The following is an 18352-nucleotide window of genomic DNA, read 5'->3' as shown; positions in this document are numbered from 1 at the left end:
AGAAGGAGTCCATCCGTGACGGAAGGCACCACCTCCGCCGCCGCCGAGGGTGGCGACACCCTGACCCGCCTGGAGCAGGAGGGTGAGATCGCGGCCGACTACCTCGAGGGCCTGCTCGACATCGCCGACCTCGACGGCGACATCGACATGGACGTCGAGGCGGACCGGGCCGCGGTCTCGATCATCAGCGACTCCAGCAGCCGCGACCTGCAGAAGCTCGTGGGCCGCGACGGCGAGGTCCTGGAGGCGCTCCAGGAGCTGACCCGGCTGGCCGTGCACCGCGAGACCGGTGACCGCAGCCGCCTGATGCTCGACATCGCCGGCTTCCGGGCCAAGAAGCGCGCCGAGCTCGCCGAGCTGGGCGCCAAGGCCGCGGCCGAGGTGAAGTCCAGCGGTCAGCCGGTCAAGCTGGACCCGATGACGCCGTTCGAGCGCAAGGTCGTGCACGACGCGATCGCCGCCGCCGGTCTGCGCAGCGAGTCCGAGGGCGAGGAGCCGGAGCGCTTCGTCGTTGTGCTCCCGGCCTGACCCCTCACGTAGTGTCGGCCCCGTCTGTTCGCAGGCGGGGCCGATCTTTGTCAGCCTTGATAGTCAGCCACCACGCGCACGCCAGACGTGCGGTACGGAAGGACGGTTCCCGTGACGGAGGCAGCGGAGCTCCCCGAGGCGCCGGAGCAGGCGCGGACAGTCTTCGGCGAGTACTTCCCGGAGGCCGTGCGGTACGCGGAGCTCCTCGCGGACGCGGGTGTGAAGCGCGGTCTGATCGGCCCGCGTGAGGTTCCGCGTCTCTGGGAACGCCACCTGCTGAACTGTGCGGTCCTCTCGGAGGTCGTTCCCGAGGGCGTCACCGTCTGCGACGTGGGCTCGGGTGCCGGCCTGCCCGGTATTCCGCTGGCTCTGGTCCGGCCCGACCTGAAGATCACGCTCCTGGAGCCGCTCCTGCGCAGGACGAACTTCCTCCAGGAAGTCGTCGAGCTGCTCGGCCTCGACCACGTGACCGTGGTCCGTGGGCGTGCGGAGGAGATGCTCGGCAAGATCACGCCCGTGCACGTGGTGACCGCCCGCGCGGTGGCCCCGCTCGACCGGCTGGCCGGCTGGGGTGTTCCTCTGCTGCGTCCGTACGGAGAGATGCTGGCGCTCAAGGGCGACACCGCTCAGGAGGAGATCGACGGTGCCCGCGCCGCGCTCTCCCGGCTCGGTGTGGTGGCGACCGAGGTGCTTCAGGTGGGCGAGGGCATCGTCGATCCGCTGTCGACTGTCGTCCGTGTGGAGGTCGGCGAGAGCCCCGGCGGTGTGCGATTCGCGGCCAAGCGGGCCAAGGCCGCCCGTACGAGCAAGACCCGACGACGCCGCTGAGCGTCGCATACGTACCATTTCGGAGTGTCGAACGGTCCCGGCGGAGCCGCAGGGGCATGGTGTTTCACGTGAAACGTCGCTCACTGCTGCAGGGGATCATCAGCCGCGGCCGCGCGGCTGCCACGCCCCGGGACCGTGGACCCCGTGTGAAGCCACCCGCGCGGGTTACGGAGTTGTCCACAGAGGTGGATTCACCCACAGAACCACCGGCCTCGCTGGTTCACGACCCCGAAAGCATGGCAGGCTCTGCTCATCGCGAGCCTGAAGCCGAGGAGAGTGAATCCTTGCGGTCCGACGCCAACATCGCGGGACCGATGACCGATCCGGTCCCCGGTCCCCGAACCGAATCGGTGGGGGAGGATGTTTCACGTGAAACACCGCCCCCGATGGACGACACCCCCATCGGTCGTGCTGCCCAACTGGCAGTAGAGGCGCTGGGTCGTGCCGGTGAGGGACTTCCCCGCCCGGCACAGACGCGCGTGATGGTCGTCGCCAATCAGAAGGGCGGCGTGGGCAAGACGACCACGACGGTCAACCTTGCCGCGTCCCTGGCGCTGCACGGCGCCCGGGTCCTGGTCATCGACCTGGACCCGCAGGGCAATGCCTCGACGGCGCTCGGCATCGACCACCACGCCGAGGTCCCCTCGATCTACGACGTCCTGGTGGACAGCAAGCCGCTCTCCGATGTGGTGCAGCCGGTCATGGACGTCGAGGGACTCTTCTGCGCCCCCGCCACCATCGACCTCGCCGGCGCGGAGATCGAGCTGGTGTCGCTGGTGGCGCGCGAGAGCCGTCTCCAGCGGGCGATCCAGGCCTACGAGCAGCCGCTGGACTACATCCTGATCGACTGCCCGCCCTCGCTCGGCCTCCTCACGGTCAACGCCATGGTGGCGGGCGCGGAGGTGCTGATCCCGATCCAGTGCGAGTACTACGCGCTGGAGGGCCTCGGTCAGCTCCTGCGGAACGTCGACCTGGTCCGGGGGCACCTCAACCCGGCGCTCCACGTCTCGACGATTCTGCTCACCATGTACGACGGCCGGACGAGGCTCGCCTCCCAGGTCGCCGACGAGGTGCGCAGCCACTTCGCCGAGGAGGTGCTGCGGACCAGCATTCCGAGGTCCGTCCGTATCTCCGAGGCGCCGAGCTACGGGCAGACGGTCCTCACCTACGACCCGGGCTCCAGCGGCGCCCTCTCGTACCTCGAAGCGGCCCGTGAGATCGCTCTGCGGGGGGTCGCCGTGCAGTACGACCCGCAGCACGCCCATGTCGGGCACCAGAACAACCAGCGCAGCATGTCGGAGGGGATCCAGTGAGTGAGCGACGTAGGGGATTGGGGCGTGGGCTCGGTGCGCTGATCCCCGCTGCTCCCCAGGAACGGCAGGTGGAGCGTGGGGTGGCCGCCGCGAAGCTGGCGACGCTGCCGCAGAGCCCGCAGGCCCCCGAGTCGACGCCGACGTGGAACGAGCCCGAGCCGGTGGCTCTGCCGGAGCCTCCGGCCGGGGCCTACTTCACCGAGCTTCCGATCGATGCCATCGTTCCCAACCGGCACCAGCCGCGTGAGGTCTTCGACGAGGACGCGCTGGCAGAGCTCGTCACCTCCATCAAGGAGGTCGGCCTGCTCCAGCCCGTGGTCGTGCGCAAGGTCGAGGCCGATCGCTACGAGCTCGTCATGGGAGAGCGTCGTCTGCGCGCGTCGACGGCGGCGGGGCTTGAGCGGATTCCGGCGATCGTCCGGGACACCGACGACGAGAAGATGCTGCTGGACGCCCTCCTGGAGAACCTCCACCGGGCCCAGCTGAACGCGATCGAAGAGGCCCACGCCTACGAGCAGCTGCTCAAGGACTTCGGCTGCACCCATGACCAGCTCGCGGAGCGGATCGGGCGTTCCCGTCCGCAGATCTCCAACACGCTGCGTCTGCTGCGGCTCTCGCTGCCGGTGCAGCGCCGGGTCGCCGCCGGAGTGCTCTCCGCCGGCCACGCGCGGGCCCTGCTCGGCGTGGAGGACCCGGAGGCCCAGGACAAGCTGGCGTACCGGATCGTCTCCGAAGGCCTCTCGGTCCGCAGTGTCGAGGAGATCGTGAGCCTCATGGGCTCCGAGGAGCCCACGTCCGCGGTGAAGCCGAAGGGCCCGCGTGCCGGCGCCCGGGTCTCGCCCGCGCTCACGGACCTCGCCACCCGGCTCTCGGACCGCTTCGAGACCCGGGTGAAGGTCGACCTGGGGCAGAAGAAGGGAAAGATCGTCGTCGAGTTCGCCTCGATGGACGATCTGGACCGGATCCTCTCGACCCTGGCTCCCGGCGAGGGGCGGGTCATGGACCACAGGAACGCCGAACAGGGCGCCGAGGGCTGATCCCTCCCACCCTGCTCGCCGAGTCCGCTCAGGGCGGGTCGTGCTCCGGTCTTCACCGGAACGCGGCCCGCCCTTTGCCTGTGAGCGGTATCCCCCCGATCGTCCGATCGATACGATTCCAAAAGGCGTATCCGTGCTCGATGGCGAGGGAAACGAGGAGCAGCCGTGGGGCGTCGGCTCGTACCGCTCACGCTGGACAACCTTCCGGATCTCCCCAAGCGCTGTCGCTCATGTGTCTTCTGGGAGCTCGACCCGGTCAGCGGTGAGGCGGCGGTCAAGGCGGGGCGCCCGGAGCTGGAGAAGGAGGCGTGGATCTCGGCCGTTCTCCTGGAATGGGGTTCCTGCGGCCGGGTGGTCTACGTCGACGAGGTGCCGGTCGGTTACGTCCTCTACGCTCCCCCGGCCTATGTGCCGCGCTCGACGGCCTTCCCGACGAGCCCCGTGGCGGCGGACGCCGTGCAGCTGATGACGGCGTGGATCATGCCGGCCTATCAGGGGCAGGGGCTGGGCCGTGTGGTGGTGCAGACCGTGGCCAAGGACGTGATGAGGCGCGGTTTCAAGGCGATCGAGGCGTTCGGGGACGCCCGGTGGAAGGAGCCGGCCTGTGTGCTGCCGGCCGATCATCTGCTCGCGGTGGGCTTCAAGACGGTCCGTCCGCACCATGCCTTTCCCCGGCTGAGGCTGGAGCTCAGGACGACGCTCTCCTGGAAGGAGGACGTCGAGATGGCCCTGGACCGTCTGCTGGGTGCCGTGAAGAAGGAGCCCGCCCTGCGGCCTCTCTAGCCCCGGATCATGCGAGCGGCCCGCCCCCGGCAGGGGACGGGCCGCTTCTGTTTCACGTGAAACACCCCTGGGGGCGTTTCACGTGAAACACGAGGAGCATCAGGCCTGGACGAAGTCCGCCAGGTCGCGCAGGATGGCCGCCTTCGGCTTGGCGCCGACGATGGTCTTCACGACCTCGCCGCCCTGGTAGACGTTGAGCGTCGGGATGGACATGACGCCGTACTTGGCAGCCGTGGCCGGGTTCTCGTCGATGTTGAGCTTCACGACCTCGATCTCGCCGTGCTCGGCGGCGATGGCCTCCAGCGACGGGGCGATCTGGCGGCACGGGCCGCACCACGCAGCCCAGAAGTCCACGAGGACGGGCTTGTCGCTCTTGAGGACGTCCTCGTCGAAGGAAGCGTCGGTCACAGTCTTCAGGGCCACAACGGCCTCCTTGATCTCGCGGGGTGTGGGGTGGGGAGAGACGGGGTCAGACCGCGGGGGTCTCGGCCAGCTTCTCGCTGTCGGCGAGGGCGGCCAGGAAGCGCTCGGCGTCCAGCGCCGCGGAGCAGCCGGTGCCGGCGGCCGTGATGGCCTGACGGTAGGTGTGGTCGACGACGTCACCGGCGCCGAAGACACCCGTGAGGTTCGTCCGCGTCGACGGGGCGGCGACCTTGAGGTAGCCCTCCTCGTCCAGGTCCAGCTGGCCCTTGAAGAGCTCGGTCCGCGGGTCGTGGCCGACGGCGATGAAGAGGCCGGTGACGGGGAGCTCGCGGGTCGCACCGGTCTTCGTGTCGCGCAGGGTCAGACCGCTGAGCTTCTGCCCGCCGTGGATCTCGGTGACCTCGCTGTCCCAGGCGAACGAGATCTTCGGGTCGGCGAAGGCGCGCTCCTGCATGGCCTTGGAGGCACGCAGGGTGTCGCGGCGGTGGACGATCGTGACGGACTTGGCGAAGCGCGAGAGGAAGGTGGCCTCCTCGATCGCGGTGTCGCCGCCGCCGACGACGGCGATGTCCTGGTCCTTGAAGAAGAACCCGTCGCAGGTGGCGCACCAGGAGACACCGCGGCCGGAGAGCGCGTCCTCGTTGGGGAGGCCGAGCTTGCGGTGCTGGGAGCCGGTGGTGACGATCACGGCCTTGGCGCGGTGCACGGTGCCGGCGGTGTCGGTGACGGTCTTGATGTCACCGGTCAGGTCCACGGCGATGACATCGTCCGGAACCAGCTCGGCGCCGAAGCGCTCGGCCTGGGCCCGCATGTTGTCCATCAGGTCCGGGCCCATGATCCCGTCACGGAATCCGGGGAAGTTCTCGACCTCGGTGGTGTTCATCAGGGCGCCACCAGCGGTGACGGCGCCTTCGAAGACCAGAGGCTTCAGCGACGCTCGGGCCGTGTAGAGCGCAGCGGTGTAACCCGCGGGCCCGGAGCCGATGATGATCACGTTACGGACGTCGCTCACGGGTGTCTTCCTCGTCTCTGCAGACTGCCACTGCCTACGGGGGCGGTTGTCTCGGTCGCTCTCACCCCACCCAACGGATCCTAAGGGGCGTGCATTCCCGAGACCGCCGCGCGGCTCCGTAGCCGGGCGGAGAGAGAGGTCAGGAGCGAGGGTACGTCTGGCTGAGCAGGAGCTCGGCGGGCGGGCTTCCGCTCTCCGTGGGCCGCTCGGCGCAGGAGGCGTCGAGCACATAGGCCTGGACGCGTGCGCTGTCCGCCGGATCCGTCAGGACGAGCAGATAGGCGGGTGCTCCCCGGTACTCGCCGCGCTCGTAGCCCAGCACCCCGTCGGTGCGGCCGGTGCCGGCCAGAACGCAGCCGGGGACGGCGCTCTCCCCGTTGCGCCGGGAGGTGTCGGCACTGGCCTCGGCGGACATGGATTCGGGTCCGACCCCCTGGGGAGTCTTGGGCGCGCGGTTCTCGTTGAGGAGGCTGTGGACGCGGTCCTCGACGGGTGCACCGGAGAAGGGGCTGACGGGCGCGCTCGCGAGGGTGTCGGCCTTCTTGGTGTCGGCCGAACTGCCGGCGGTCAGGTTGCCCGCCTGGCTGAGGTAGAGGCTTGTGCCGAGCGCCACGGCTGCGAAGGCGGCGCCGATCGTGGAGAGCAGCGCGATCCGGCGCCGGCGGGGCCTGTCGGGGCGGCCGGGGCCGGTGCCCGCTCGCGGGCGCCCGGCAGGCCGGTCCGCGGCAGGGGAGGACGGACGGGGAGACGCGGTCTCGGCGGAGGGGCGCGACGTTTCACGTGAAACGGGGGTGTCGCTCTCCGGAGAGGTGGCGCTGAGGAGGGCTTCGGCGGCCAAGGCGGCGTCGATCCGCCCGGCGATCTCGGCGGGCATCCGCGGAGGCCCGGGCAGAGTGCCGAGCAGGCCCCTGATCTCCTCCAGGGAGGACCGCACGTCCGCACAGAGGACACAGCCGTCCACGTGCCGTCGTACGGCTGCCGAACGCGTCGGCGAGAGCAGCCCCTCCGTCAGATCGGAGATCTCCGAGACGTCCGGGTGCTGTGTGGTGTCGGCCCTGCCGGCCGTGGAAGTCACGTGCGCCCACCTCCGCCCTTCACAGCAGCTGGATCTGTCGGTCCGGTATCCGTCGGCCCCGGCACCGGTGGGACGGATGTCCCCGGCGTCCGGTTCCTTCCCCCTTCGGCGGCCTCGTTACCCACGGTGTCGGCGCGCAGATGAGTGACCATCGGAAGGAGGCGTGCCCGCCCGCGCGCGCAGCGGCTCTTCACGGTCCCGCTGGGGACGCCGAGGATACGGGCCGCCTCGGCGACGGGGTATCCCTGCATGTCGACCAGGACGAGCGCGGCCCGCTGGTCCTCGGGGATCGCGGCGAGCGCGGCGAGGAGCTCGCGGTGGAGGTCCAGGCGCTCCACCGGTGCCTCGGCGGACTCGTGGGGGTCGAGGAGCTGCTCGAAGCGGTCGGTGTCGTCGACGGGCGAGGTCCTGCGGGAGGCGGTCTTGCGGGCACGGTCGAGGCAGGCGTTCACCGTGATGCGGTGGAGCCAGGTTGTGACGGCCGACTGGCCGCGGAAGGTGTGGGCGGCCCGGAAGGCGGAGATCAGGGCGTCCTGGACGGCGTCAGCGGCCTCCTCGCGGTCCCCCAGGGTCCGCAGGGCCACCGCCCACAGCCGGTCGCGGTGGCGCCGCACGAGCTCACCGAAGGCGTCCGGGTCTCCGGCGACATGACGTTCCAGGAGTTCCCTGTCGTCCGTGGCGTCGTCTATCGGTCGGTCCAACGGTGAGCCCCCTCCCCTCTGGTCGTCAGCTCATGACCTTGACTTCGGTCAGCTGGCCGCGGAACTCGCCGTCGGTGAGCGGCAGCTCCGTCAGCCAGACCAGAACGTAGCGGGTCGTGACCGGCTTCTTGAGCTTCAGCTTCACCTCGCTGCCGGCTCCGTCCGCCTGGGTGGTGAATCCTTCGGCCGTGGACGGTGCCGAGGAGGCTCCGTCGGGGGCCGTGCGGACCTCCACCTTGGTGTCCCCGACGAACGACAGGTCGACCGAACCGACCTTCTGGGCCGAGCCCAGGTCCAGCACTATGCCGACGCCGCTCTTCAGGTTGCCGAAGTTCGCGGTGGTGTAGTTCTTGGTGTGCCAGAAGGTGCTCGGATCACCGTCGAACGCGTTCGCCACGGTCTCCGGGTACTCCTCGCCGTTGCCCCCGGGGGGCGGGTCGAAGTCCTGGGCGGACGAGATGGCGACCGGCTTCGAGGGCGCGGGCTTCTCGTCGGTCGAAGGGTGGACTATCGGGGTCTCGTCCTTGGGCTCCGGCGCGAGCAGCCGGTCCGCGATCTGCCAGCTGCCGAGGCCCAGGGCGGCGATGAGGAGGGCCGAGACGGCCCACTTCAGGGCCTTGCCCGTGCGGCTCTGGAGCGGGGGCGGCGGGACGACGATCTGCTGGGCGGCCACGGGACGCGGCTGGGGACGTCCGTAGGTGCCCTGCTGGTACGTCGTGTGCTGGTACTCGGGCGGCGCGGTGAACACCGGCTCCGGCGGCTTGACGCGGGGCATCGCCGCCACGGCCCTGGCCAGTTCGTCCGGAGTGGTGCAGGGCGGCTCCTGGCGCGAGGCGGTGGCCCCGTCGTTGGCGAGGGCGCGCATGGCGAGCTCGGAGAGGCCCCGGTGGACGCCGGCGCGGACCTGGTCCGGCGGCAGCAGCCCGACACCCTTGGGAAGCCCGGAGAGGCCGTAGGCGTCGCTGTCGTACGGCCAGCGCTGGGTGAGCGCGGCGTACAGCAGGGCACCGATGGCCTCGGTGTCGCTGCGCTGCGGACGCTCGGCGGTGATGCCGCGCAGGGCGGCGTTCACGGCGAGGCCGCGGATCCGGTACTGGCCGGTGGAGCTGCGCAGGACGGCGCTCGGGGTGAGCCGGAGATGGGCGAGGCCCTCGCGGTGGGCGGCCGCCATGGCCTGGGAGACCTGGCTGACGAGCTGGTAGGCGTCGTGGGGCTCCAGCGGGCCGGCCGCGAGCAGCGCGGTCAGCTCGGTGGAGTCCGGCAGCCACTCGTGCACGACGTACACGAGGTCGTTCTCCTCGACGGCGTCGAGGACCTGGACGAACCGGGGGTCGCCGAGCAGCGCCGAGGAGCGGGCCGCGGCCAGGACCGACCGGGCTCTGGGATGGTCGGCCGGCAGCAGGTGGACCCCGACCGCGCGACGCAGCTTCTCGTCGACGGCACGCCAGCTGCTGAAGCCGTCCAGACGAGTGACGCACTCCTCCAGCCGGTAGCGTCTGGCCAGTTTGTGGCCGCTGTGCAGTTCGGGTGCCGTGATCGAGGGCTGTTCGCCGCTCTGTCGTTCGACCGCCTTGTTCTCCGTGGCCTGGGCGGTCTTCTCCGCCGTCTTCTGCTCTTCCGCCACCCCGTCGGTCGCGGCCGTGTCCGCCTTGGCGGTCAGCGGGTCGTCACCGCTGTTGTCGGCCACGTCGACGGCAGCCGTGCTACGTTCCGCCACCGTCGTTCCTGCCTCCCCATCCGTTGCGCCACATCCAACAGCCAAGCCAATTGTGCCCACAGTCGGACGCTATGCACGACACGCGGTTCCCGCCGATGGTTGTGCGGGACTGCTCGGTTCAGCGTCCCAGGCGCCCGCGGACCATCCCCACCAGGGTGTTCAGCTCCGCGATCCGCATGCGCTTCGCGGCGACGAAGAAGATTCCGAGGAGCACGGCTCCGCCGATCACGAGGGCGACGAGCGAGCCCAGGGCGCCCTCACCGAGCAGTTTCAGCAGCCCGAAACCGACGCCACCGGCGACGATCGCGGCGGGCACGGAGGCCATGCAGAGGCGGGCGTAGGTCCGCATCACGTGGGTGCCGTCCAGGTCGCCGCCCAGGCGCTTGCTGAGCCGGCGCCAGGCGATGCCGACGCCGACGGCGTAGGCGAGCCCGTACGAGGCGGCCATGCCCACGACGGCCCACTGGGCGGGCAGGACGACGTAACAGACCGCCGAGGCGGCCGCGTTGACGGCGGCGACGATCACCGTGTTGTAGAAGGGCGTCCGGGTGTCCTCGTAGGCGTAGAAGCCGCGGAGGACGACGTACTGCACGGAGTACGGGATCAGGCCGAGGCCGAAGGCCATCAGGATGAAGCCCATGCCCTGGGCGGCCTCGATGCCGCTGGAGGCGTAGAGCAGGGTGCACATCGGGACGCCGAGCGCCAGGAAGGCGAAGGAGACCGGGACGATCGCGACGGCCGAGTTCCGCAGGCCCTGCGAGATGTCGTCCCGGACCGCGCCGGGGTCGTCGTCGTGGGCGGCACGGGAGATCCGCGGCAGCAGGGCGGCCATCACGGAGACCGTGATGATGGCCTGCGGCATGCCCCAGATCAGCTGGGCGTTGGAGTAGGCGAGGAAGCCGGCACCGTTCTTCCCGGACTCCTCACCGGCGGCGGTGGCGAGCTGGGTGACGACCAGGACGCCCGCCTGGTTGGCGAGGACGAAGAGAACGGTCCACTTGGCCAGCTTGACGGTCTTGCCGAGCCCGTGGCCCTTCCAGTCGAAGCGCGGCCGGAAGCGGAAGCCCGTCTCGCGCAGGTACGGGATCATCGCCAGGGCCTGGACGACGAGGCCGAGCAGGGTGCCGATGCCGAGCAGGCGGATGCCCTCGTCCGGAATGGTCTGCACACCCATGTGGGACTCGGCGGAGGTGCCGTAGACCCAGATGAACAGGCCGAAGGTGACGATCATGACGATGTTGTTGAGGACCGGGGTCCACATCATCGCGCCGAACTTGCCGCGGGCGTTGAGGATCTGACCCATCACCACGTGCACACCCATGAAGAAGATCGTGGGCAGGCAGTAGCGGGCGAAGGTCACGGCCACGCTGTTGGCGGCGGCGTCGTCGGCGATGGTGTTCGACATCAGCCGGATCAGCAGCGGCGCGGCGAAGACGGCGAGTGCCACGATGAGGCCGAGCGCCACCATGACCAGGGTGAGCAGGCGGTTGGCGTAGGCCTCGCCGCCGTCCTCGTCGTTCTTCATCGAGCGGACGAGCTGGGGGACGAAGACCGAGTTGAGGCCACCGCCGACGGTGAGGATGTAGATCATCGTCGGCAGGGTGTAGGCGATGGTGAAGGTGTCACCGAGCAGGGCCGCGCCCAGCGCACCGGTGATCACCAGGCTGCGGACGAAGCCGGTCAGCCGGGAGACCAGGGTCCCGGCCGCCATCACGGCGCTCGACTTCAGCAGCCCGGAGGCACGGCCGGACTTCTTCGGGGCGGGTGCGGGCAGGGGGTCCGGCTCCGGGGCGGGCGGGGGCACCTGGCCGGGAGCCTGCTGGTCCCGGTAGAGGTGCGCGAACGCGTCCGGCTCGGGGTTCTCCTCACTGGCCCGCGTCACCAGGTCGTCGACCCCGGTGAACTGGACCGTGCGCGCGTCGTCGCCGTACGGCAGGTGGCGCGAGGGACCGTCCGGCTCGGGCGCCGGGGTCTGCGCCCACACCCGGGGGTCGGGGGCGTGCTGAGGCGCGGCCGGCTGCTGGTAGAGCGCGTGGGGGTCCTGGTAGGTGCCGGGCGGGGGCGGCGGGTGCGCGGCGCGGTCGTAGAGCGCCTCGGTCACCGGGTCCTGCGCCGACAGGTCCTGGGACCGGTACGGGTCATGGGTGAAGGCGTCCTGGACGTAGGGGTCCTGGGCGTAGGGGTTCTGCGCGTAGGGGTCCTGTCCCTGCTGGCCAGGGGTGCCCTGCTGCGGGGGCGTCACCTGCGGGTGGCCGGCACCGGGAGGCACCGCGGGCGTCCCACCGGACGGCGCCGGGCCGCCCGGGCCCTGGCCGCGGTCACCGTCGTACGGCGCGTTCATGGTTACCCCACCTCATCGTCCCCGGCCGACCGGCCACGACATCGCTCAACGGTCCACTTTCTCACCCGGGCCCGACGGGTCGCCGCTTTCGGGCCCGGTGTCCGGTGTCGGGTCACTCGGCTGCACGGGTTCGTCCCCGGCGGACTCCTCCTCGCCGGGTGCGTCCTCGCGGGGCCCGTTCTCGCCGGACTCCCGTGCGGCCTCGTCCTCGGCCGTGCCGTCCTCGGCGGCCTCCGCCGCCTCGGCCTCGGCGTTCCGCGCGGCCACCCGCTTGCGCTGGCTGTACATGCGCACACCGGCGAGGACGAGGAGGAGGACTCCGCCGGCGATCACGAGCATCACCGTGGGAGTGATCTCGGAGACCCGCACGGTGAAGTTCATCGGCTGCCCGTACGGGGTGCCGTCCTCGGTGTAGAGCTGGGCCGTCATCGGAACCTGGCCGTTGACGTTGGCCGACGCGTTGAACTTCACCGACTGGCTGTGTCCGCCGCCGACCTTCACCGGGAGCTCGGCGTACCGCTCGCCGTTCAGCTCCAGCCGGTTCTTGTTGCCGGAGGTGAGGCGCAGCTTCAGGTGTTCCACGCCCTGGAGCAGCTTGTTCTGGACGGTCACGGGGATCGTCGCGCTGCGGCCGGAGAGCGTGAGGTCCGACTTGTCGACCAGCTGGACGCCCTTGGTGAGGGTCTGCAGATAGTCCAGGACGTTGTTCCGGTAGATCGCGGCGGCCCGGGCCTCACCGCGCCAGGAGGTCGACATCTCGCGGTTGATCGCGTTGCCGAACGGCGTCACGACGCGTTCCGGCTGGGTCAGGATGACCTTGAAGTCGTCCAGCTCGTCCCGCGTGGTCTTCATGTCACGGAAGGCCTGGACCGGAAGCTCCCGGTCGCGCAGCTTCTTCGGGTAGCGGGAGCTGCTCGGCACCGCCGTGGAGGCGTCCGGGTCCGGCTTGGCCGCGGCGGCCGCGAGGAGGTCGCTGGGCTGGGTCCAGCGGCGGCCGGAGAGGCCCTCCAGGGCGGTCGCCATGGACTGCGCCTGGGCCACGCTCGGCATCCGCTGCGGGGCGACCACGATGCTGCGCTGGTCCTCCGGCTGCTCCAGGGTGATCGCCAGGGACTGGGCGAGGAACTCCTGGACCGCGAGCGTGGAGTTCTCCGCGCGGACCATGTCCCCCTCGAAGGCGGTGGACAGGAGCGCGTCGCTCACGACGGCCGTGGTGCTGCCGTTGCCGAGCGGGCGGGCGGCCGTGGCCGTGTACGGGAGGTCGTCGCGGACGCTGTCGCTGCGGGCGATGACCTTGTCGGCGCCGGCCGAGGTCGCGACCGCCACGATGGACGGGTCCACGGCTCCGTCGGCGGGCCAGGAGAAGTCGGTGGACGCCGGTACGTGGAGGACGGTCTCGACCGTCATGCCCGCCAGGGCGGTCGCGGACTGGAGGTGTCCGAGGGAGCCGGGAACGTCCTTGCCCCGATGTGCCAGGGAGGCCAGGTCGGGGTCGGCGAAGGGGAGGGCGACGACCTTGTGTCCCTGGACCGCCTTCTCCAGCGCGTCCAGCCACCGCTCGGCGACGGCCTGGTTCCTGCCGGGGACGTCCCGGTCCCCGTCCTTGACGCGGTAGCCGTTCGCCATGGCGTCGACGGAGGCCAGCAGGTCCGGGTCGACGACCCAGGTGACCGGCAGGTCCTTGCCCAGCGAGACCATCTGGTCCAGGCGCCCGCCCGGGCGCAGCTCGGCCGCCAGGGCGTCGTCCTCGAAGACCGGGGTCTGCTGGTCGTCCGTCGCCGTCTGCGCCGAGACGTGCGCCGAGGCGATCAGCGGCCAGAGGTAGGTGACCTGGGTCTTCTTCTCGGTGGCCTCGGGCTGGTACGGCAGGAAGGTCCGCTCGATGCCGAGCACCCGGTCGTACTGGCGGTCCGAGGTCTGCCCGGTGAGGGAGACGCCCAGCTGGTAGACGCCCTCCTCGTCGAGCCCGAGCTCGGAGACGGGGACGGACAGGGAGAAGTCGGTGCTGAGACCGGCGCCGAGGCGGGGGATCTTGACGGTGGGGGCGTCCGCGAGGGGAGCGGGGTCGCTGTCGTCCCGGAAACCGGTGCGTCCCGTGACCTGCTCGATCTCGCTGCGGCTCGTCATCCTCGGTCCGACGCGCAGGTTCACGGTCGCGTCGGTGACGGCCTTCTTGCCCTTGTTGGTCACCGTGCCCGTGACGGTGACGGTGTCCCCCTCGACGGGTGTGCTCGGGGCCAGCGTGTCGAGCGACACATCGACGGTCCTCGACCCGGTGCCGTCCTCGGCGGCGGCCGCCGGGGAGGCGACGAGAGGTGCCTGGAGCAGGCCGGCCAGGAGCGGCGCCCCGACGGCGAGGGTGATCGTGCGCCGCAGCCATCGGCGGGCAGGTGAGGGACCGGTTCCCTGGATGTCTGCCGCCTCGGCCACGCGTTCGCCCGTCCTCGTCGTTGTCTGTGGTGCCAGTGGTTTCGGTGGTTCCCGGTTGCTGTGTCCAGGCATGGTAACGAGGCACGCTGGGGGCAAGTGCCGGGGACTGCTCCAGGCGATCTTCGGCCAGGCCTGGGCCGGCGCCGCCGGGCGCCCCCGCCCGGTGAAAACGGGGACGTCACGGCGAGCCGGGGCACGTACCCTTTTCTGTTGTGCCGAACGCCAACGAAGACACCCCGACTGCACTGAGCCAGGTGCAACGCCGCGCGGTCAGTGAACTGCTGCGTGTGTCCCCTGTCGCCGACGACCTCGCCCGCCGATTCCAGGAGGCCGGGTTCAGCCTCGCGCTGGTCGGCGGTTCGGTGCGGGACGCGTTGCTCGGCCGGCTCGGCAACGACCTGGACTTCACCACCGACGCCCGCCCCGAGGACGTACTGAAGATCGTCCGTCCGTGGGCCGACGCCGTGTGGGAGGTCGGCATCGCCTTCGGGACCGTCGGTTCCCAGAAGGACGGCTACCAGATCGAGGTCACCACGTACCGCTCGGAGGCGTACGACCGGACCTCCCGGAAGCCCGAGGTCTCCTACGGCGACTCCATCGACGAGGACCTCGTCCGGCGTGACTTCACCGTCAACGCCATGGCCGTGGCGCTCCCCGAGAAGGAGTTCATCGACCCGTACGGCGGTCTCGAGGACCTCTCCGCCCGGGTCCTGCACACGCCGGGTACGCCGGAGGAGTCCTTCTCCGACGACCCCCTGCGCATGATGCGGGCCGCGCGGTTCGCCGCACAGCTGGACTTCGAGGTCGCCCCCGAGGTCGTCACGGCCATGAAGGAGATGTCCGGCCGGATCGAGATCGTCTCCGCCGAGCGCGTCCGTGAGGAACTCAACAAGCTGCTGCTCTCGGCGCACCCCCGGAAGGGCCTCGGTCTCCTCGTGGACACGGGCCTCGCCGAGCATGTGCTGCCCGAGCTGCCGTCGCTGCGCCTGGAGAGCGATGAGCACCACCGGCACAAGGACGTCTACGAGCACTCGCTGACCGTGCTCGACCAGGCGATCGACCTGGAGGAGGAAGGGCCCGACCTGGTGCTGCGGCTGGCTGCCCTGCTCCACGACATCGGCAAGCCCCGCACCCGCCGCTTCGAGAAGGACGGCCGCGTCTCCTTCCACCACCACGAGGTGGTCGGCGCGAAGATGACCAAGAAGCGCATGACCGCGCTCAAGTACTCCAACGAGATGATCAAGGACGTCTCACGCCTGGTGGAGCTGCACCTCCGCTTCCACGGCTACGGGACCGGCGAGTGGACCGACTCGGCCGTGCGGCGCTACGTGCGTGACGCCGGACCGCTGCTCTCGCGGCTGCACAAGCTGACCCGCTCGGACTGCACCACGCGGAACAAGCGGAAGGCGGGTGCGCTCTCCCGCGCCTACGACGGCCTTGAGGACCGCATCGCCCAGCTCCAGGAGCAGGAGGAGCTGGACGCCATCCGCCCCGACCTGGACGGCAACGAGATCCAGGCGATCCTGGGCATCGGGCCCGGGCCGGCCATCGGTCAGGCGTACAAGTTCCTACTGGAGCTCCGACTGGAGAACGGGCCGATGGAGCACGACCAGGCCGTCGCCGCCCTCAAGGAGTGGTGGGCAGCGCGCGACTGAGTCGAGTCAGCGCCCGATCGGGTCGATGTTTCACGTGAAACACCGACCCGATCGACGTTCGGAAGGGGTGATGTTTCACGTGAAACGTCACCCCTTCCGGCGTTCCCGGTGCAGCGCCACGGCGAGTGCCGCGTAGATCACGGCCACCAGCACGACCAGGAGGGGCGACCGGCCGTCGGGCGGCAGCATCAGCGCGGCGATACCGGCCGCGCTCACGAAGGCGACGTTGAACAGCACGTCGTAGAGCGAGAAGACCCGGCCTCGATAGGAGTCGTCCACGGTCGTCTGGACCACGGTGTCCGTCGCGATCTTGGCTCCCTGGGTGATGAGCCCGAGGAGGAAGGCGGCGACGAGGAACGGGGCCGGGGCGAAGGTCAGGGCGAGCGCCGGTTCGAGGACGGCGGCCGCGCCCGTGCACACGGTCATCCAGCCGAAGGGCCCGAACCGTCCCACCGCCCAGGGGGAGAGCACCGCGGCGGCGAAGAAGCCGGCGCCCGACGCGGCGACGGCGAGTCCCAGGATGCCGAGCCCATCGGACTCCGTGGAGCTCCAGGAGTACCGGGAGAGCATGAGTACGGTGACGAGCAGGGCCCCGTAGCAGAAGCGCATGAGGGCGACCGCGATGAGCGCCCGGGCGGCGGGGCGTCGCTCGGAGAGGTGCCGCAGGCCGGCGGCCAGCCCGTGGGCCGTCGACTTCAGCGCCGAGGCGAGGGACCGCGGCGTGAGGTCGGGATCGGGCCCGAGGAGCTCCCGGGGCATCCGCAGGGAGGCGAGAGCGGCACAGAGGTAGAGGGCGGCACCGAAGGCCACGACGGCCGCGTCGGAGTCGTCGGCGAGGAGCCTGACGCCGAAGGCGAGACCGCCGCCGAGGGTCGCGGCGAGGGTGCCCGCGGTGGGCGAGAGCGAGTTCGCCATGACGAGCCGCTCCTCGTCGACGACACGGGGGAGGGAGGCCGAGAGCCCCGCCAGGACGAACCGGTTGACGGCGGTGACGGAGAGGGCGGAGGCGTAGAAGAGCCAGTCCGGTACGGAGGCGAGGACGAGAAGGGCGGTCCCGCAGGCGAGGAGGGCGCGCAGGAGGTTCCCGTACAGGAAGACCTGGCGGCGCTGCCAGCGGTCGAGGAGCACTCCGGCGAAGGGTCCGACGAGCGAGTACGGGAGCAGGAGCACCGCCATCGCGGAGGCGATCGCGGCGGGCGAGGTCTGTTTCTCGGGGGAGAAGACGACGTACGTGGCCAGGGCCACCTGGTAGACGCCGTCGGCGCACTGGGAGAGCAGCCGGACGGCGAGCAGGCGGCGGAAGTTCGTCAGGCGCAGGAGTACGCGCAGATCACGTACGACGGACATGGCAGCAAGACTCACATACGAAGAGGGCCCCCGGGCAGTGCCTCGGGGACCCTCGATCGACAAGCGTGCGGCGCTTTAGCGCTCGACCTCACCCTTGATGAACTTCTCGACGTTGGCCAGGGCCTCGTCGTCGAAGTACTGCACCGGCGGGGACTTCATGAAGTACGAGGACGCGGAGAGGATCGGGCCGCCGATGCCCCGGTCCTTGGCGATCTTCGCGGCGCGCAGGGCGTCGATGATGACACCCGCCGAGTTCGGGGAGTCCCACACCTCGAGCTTGTACTCGAGGTTCAGCGGGACGTCGCCGAAGGCGCGGCCCTCGAGGCGCACGTACGCCCACTTGCGGTCGTCCAGCCAGGCCACGTAGTCCGACGGGCCGATGTGGACGTTCTTCTCGCCCAGCTCACGGTCGGGGATCTGCGAGGTGACGGCCTGCGTCTTCGAGATCTTCTTGGACTCCAGGCGCTCGCGCTCGAGCATGTTCTTGAAGTCCATGTTGCCGCCGACGTTGAGCTGCATGGTGCGCTCAAGACGGACACCGCGGTCCTCGAACAGCTTCGCCATCACGCGGTGCGTGATGGTCGCGCCGACCTGGGACTTGATGTCGTCGCCGACGATCGGGACGCCCGCCTCGGTGAACTTGTCCGCCCACTCCTTGGTGCCGGCGATGAAGACCGGGAGAGCGTTGACGAACGCGACCTTGGCGTCGATGGCGCACTGTGCGTAGAACTTCGCGGCGGCCTCGGAACCGACGGGCAGGTAGCAGACGAGAACGTCGACCTGGCGGTCCTTGAGGACCTGGACGACGTCCACCGGCTCCTCGGCGGACTCCTCGATGGTCTGGCGGTAGTACTTGCCGAGACCGTCGAGCGTGTGACCGCGCTGGACCGTGACGCCCGCGTTCGGGACGTCGCAGATCTTGATGGTGTTGTTCTCGCTGGCGCCGATGGCGTCGGAGAGGTCGAGGCCGACCTTCTTCGCGTCGACGTCGAAGGCGGCGACGAACTCGACGTCACCGACGTGGTAGTCGCCGAACTGGACGTGCATCAGGCCGGGCACCTTGGCCGCCGGGTCGGCGTCCTTGTAGTACTCGACGCCCTGCACCAGCGAGGCGGCGCAGTTGCCCACGCCGACGATGGCTACGCGAACCGAACCCATTCCG

At 70.3% G+C, this 18352-nt stretch carries 15 protein-coding genes; 6 read left to right on the top strand and 9 right to left on the bottom strand.

What is annotated here, in order from left to right:
* Nucleotides 1-15: 15 nt before the first annotated feature.
* The 5 genes from IE237_RS28365 to IE237_RS28345 all read left to right on the top strand — a co-directional run bounded on the left by IE237_RS28365 (nucleotide 16) and on the right by IE237_RS28345 (nucleotide 4489).
* Nucleotides 16-528 carry a Jag family protein gene (locus tag IE237_RS28365; protein ID WP_189804956.1) on the top strand — a complete coding sequence of 171 codons (513 nt, stop codon included), beginning with the start codon at nucleotides 16-18 and terminating at the stop codon, nucleotides 526-528.
* 111 nt (nucleotides 529-639) lie between these two features.
* Nucleotides 640-1356, top strand: a complete 717-nt coding sequence (rsmG, locus tag IE237_RS28360; protein WP_189804955.1) for a 16S rRNA (guanine(527)-N(7))-methyltransferase RsmG — start codon at nucleotides 640-642, stop codon at nucleotides 1354-1356.
* Between the two features lie 236 nt (nucleotides 1357-1592).
* Nucleotides 1593-2669, top strand: coding sequence for a ParA family protein (locus tag IE237_RS28355; protein ID WP_189804954.1), 1077 nt, complete (start codon nucleotides 1593-1595; stop codon nucleotides 2667-2669).
* Entirely contained in the window at nucleotides 2666-3706 is a 1041-nt protein-coding gene (locus IE237_RS28350) for a ParB/RepB/Spo0J family partition protein (RefSeq protein WP_189804953.1), read from the top strand. Before IE237_RS28355 ends, IE237_RS28350 begins: the two co-directional genes overlap by 4 nt.
* A gap of 165 nt (nucleotides 3707-3871) precedes the next feature.
* Complete coding sequence (locus IE237_RS28345; protein WP_189804952.1) at nucleotides 3872-4489, top strand: GNAT family N-acetyltransferase; 618 nt, start codon at nucleotides 3872-3874, stop codon at nucleotides 4487-4489.
* Nucleotides 4490-4588: 99 nt separating this feature from the next.
* Here IE237_RS28345 and trxA read toward each other — a convergent pair whose 3' ends face one another.
* The 7 genes from trxA to IE237_RS28310 form a co-directional block, all read right to left on the bottom strand.
* Nucleotides 4589-4912, bottom strand: coding sequence for a thioredoxin (gene trxA / locus IE237_RS28340; protein WP_308433121.1), 324 nt, complete (start codon nucleotides 4910-4912; stop codon nucleotides 4589-4591).
* Between the two features lie 46 nt (nucleotides 4913-4958).
* The gene (gene trxB, locus IE237_RS28335) at nucleotides 4959-5924 is read right to left on the bottom strand and encodes a thioredoxin-disulfide reductase (protein WP_189804951.1); all 966 of its coding nucleotides are present in this window, start codon (nucleotides 5922-5924) and stop codon (nucleotides 4959-4961) included.
* 139 nt (nucleotides 5925-6063) lie between these two features.
* The gene (locus IE237_RS28330; RefSeq protein WP_189804950.1) at nucleotides 6064-6999 is read right to left on the bottom strand and encodes an RsmA family anti-sigma factor; all 936 of its coding nucleotides are present in this window, start codon (nucleotides 6997-6999) and stop codon (nucleotides 6064-6066) included.
* Complete coding sequence (gene sigM, locus IE237_RS28325; protein WP_370468297.1) at nucleotides 6996-7700, bottom strand: RNA polymerase sigma factor SigM; 705 nt, start codon at nucleotides 7698-7700, stop codon at nucleotides 6996-6998. Before sigM ends, IE237_RS28330 begins: the two co-directional genes overlap by 4 nt.
* Before the next feature lie 25 nt (nucleotides 7701-7725).
* Entirely contained in the window at nucleotides 7726-9417 is a 1692-nt protein-coding gene (locus IE237_RS28320) for a protein kinase family protein (protein ID WP_189804949.1), read from the bottom strand.
* Between the two features lie 118 nt (nucleotides 9418-9535).
* Nucleotides 9536-11758 carry a murein biosynthesis integral membrane protein MurJ gene (gene murJ / locus IE237_RS28315; protein WP_189804948.1) on the bottom strand — a complete coding sequence of 741 codons (2223 nt, stop codon included), beginning with the start codon at nucleotides 11756-11758 and terminating at the stop codon, nucleotides 9536-9538.
* A 45-nt stretch (nucleotides 11759-11803) separates the two neighbouring features.
* Nucleotides 11804-14188 (bottom strand): DUF6049 family protein, encoded by a 2385-nt coding sequence (locus IE237_RS28310; RefSeq protein ID WP_189804947.1) that lies wholly within the window; start codon nucleotides 14186-14188, stop codon nucleotides 11804-11806.
* Between the two features lie 212 nt (nucleotides 14189-14400).
* Between IE237_RS28310 and IE237_RS28305 the strand changes: the two genes are divergently transcribed.
* Nucleotides 14401-15843 (top strand): CCA tRNA nucleotidyltransferase, encoded by a 1443-nt coding sequence (locus tag IE237_RS28305; protein ID WP_189804946.1) that lies wholly within the window; start codon nucleotides 14401-14403, stop codon nucleotides 15841-15843.
* An 87-nt stretch (nucleotides 15844-15930) separates the two neighbouring features.
* On the opposite strand, the gene IE237_RS28300 is transcribed toward IE237_RS28305, so the two are convergent.
* Together IE237_RS28300 and IE237_RS28295 are read right to left on the bottom strand one after the other, a co-directional pair.
* The gene (locus IE237_RS28300; RefSeq protein ID WP_189804945.1) at nucleotides 15931-17190 is read right to left on the bottom strand and encodes an MFS transporter; all 1260 of its coding nucleotides are present in this window, start codon (nucleotides 17188-17190) and stop codon (nucleotides 15931-15933) included.
* 75 nt (nucleotides 17191-17265) lie between these two features.
* On the bottom strand, nucleotides 17266-18348 hold the full coding sequence (locus IE237_RS28295; RefSeq protein WP_189804944.1) for an inositol-3-phosphate synthase: 1083 nt from the start codon (nucleotides 18346-18348) through the stop codon (nucleotides 17266-17268).
* Nucleotides 18349-18352: the final 4 nt, after the last annotated feature.

The sequence above is a fragment of the Streptomyces tanashiensis genome, from assembly GCF_014648895.1.
Lineage (GTDB): Bacteria > Actinomycetota > Actinomycetes > Streptomycetales > Streptomycetaceae > Streptomyces > Streptomyces tanashiensis.
The sequence above is the reverse complement of the archived record's forward strand: the minus strand, read 5'-3'. Positions and strand labels throughout refer to the sequence as shown.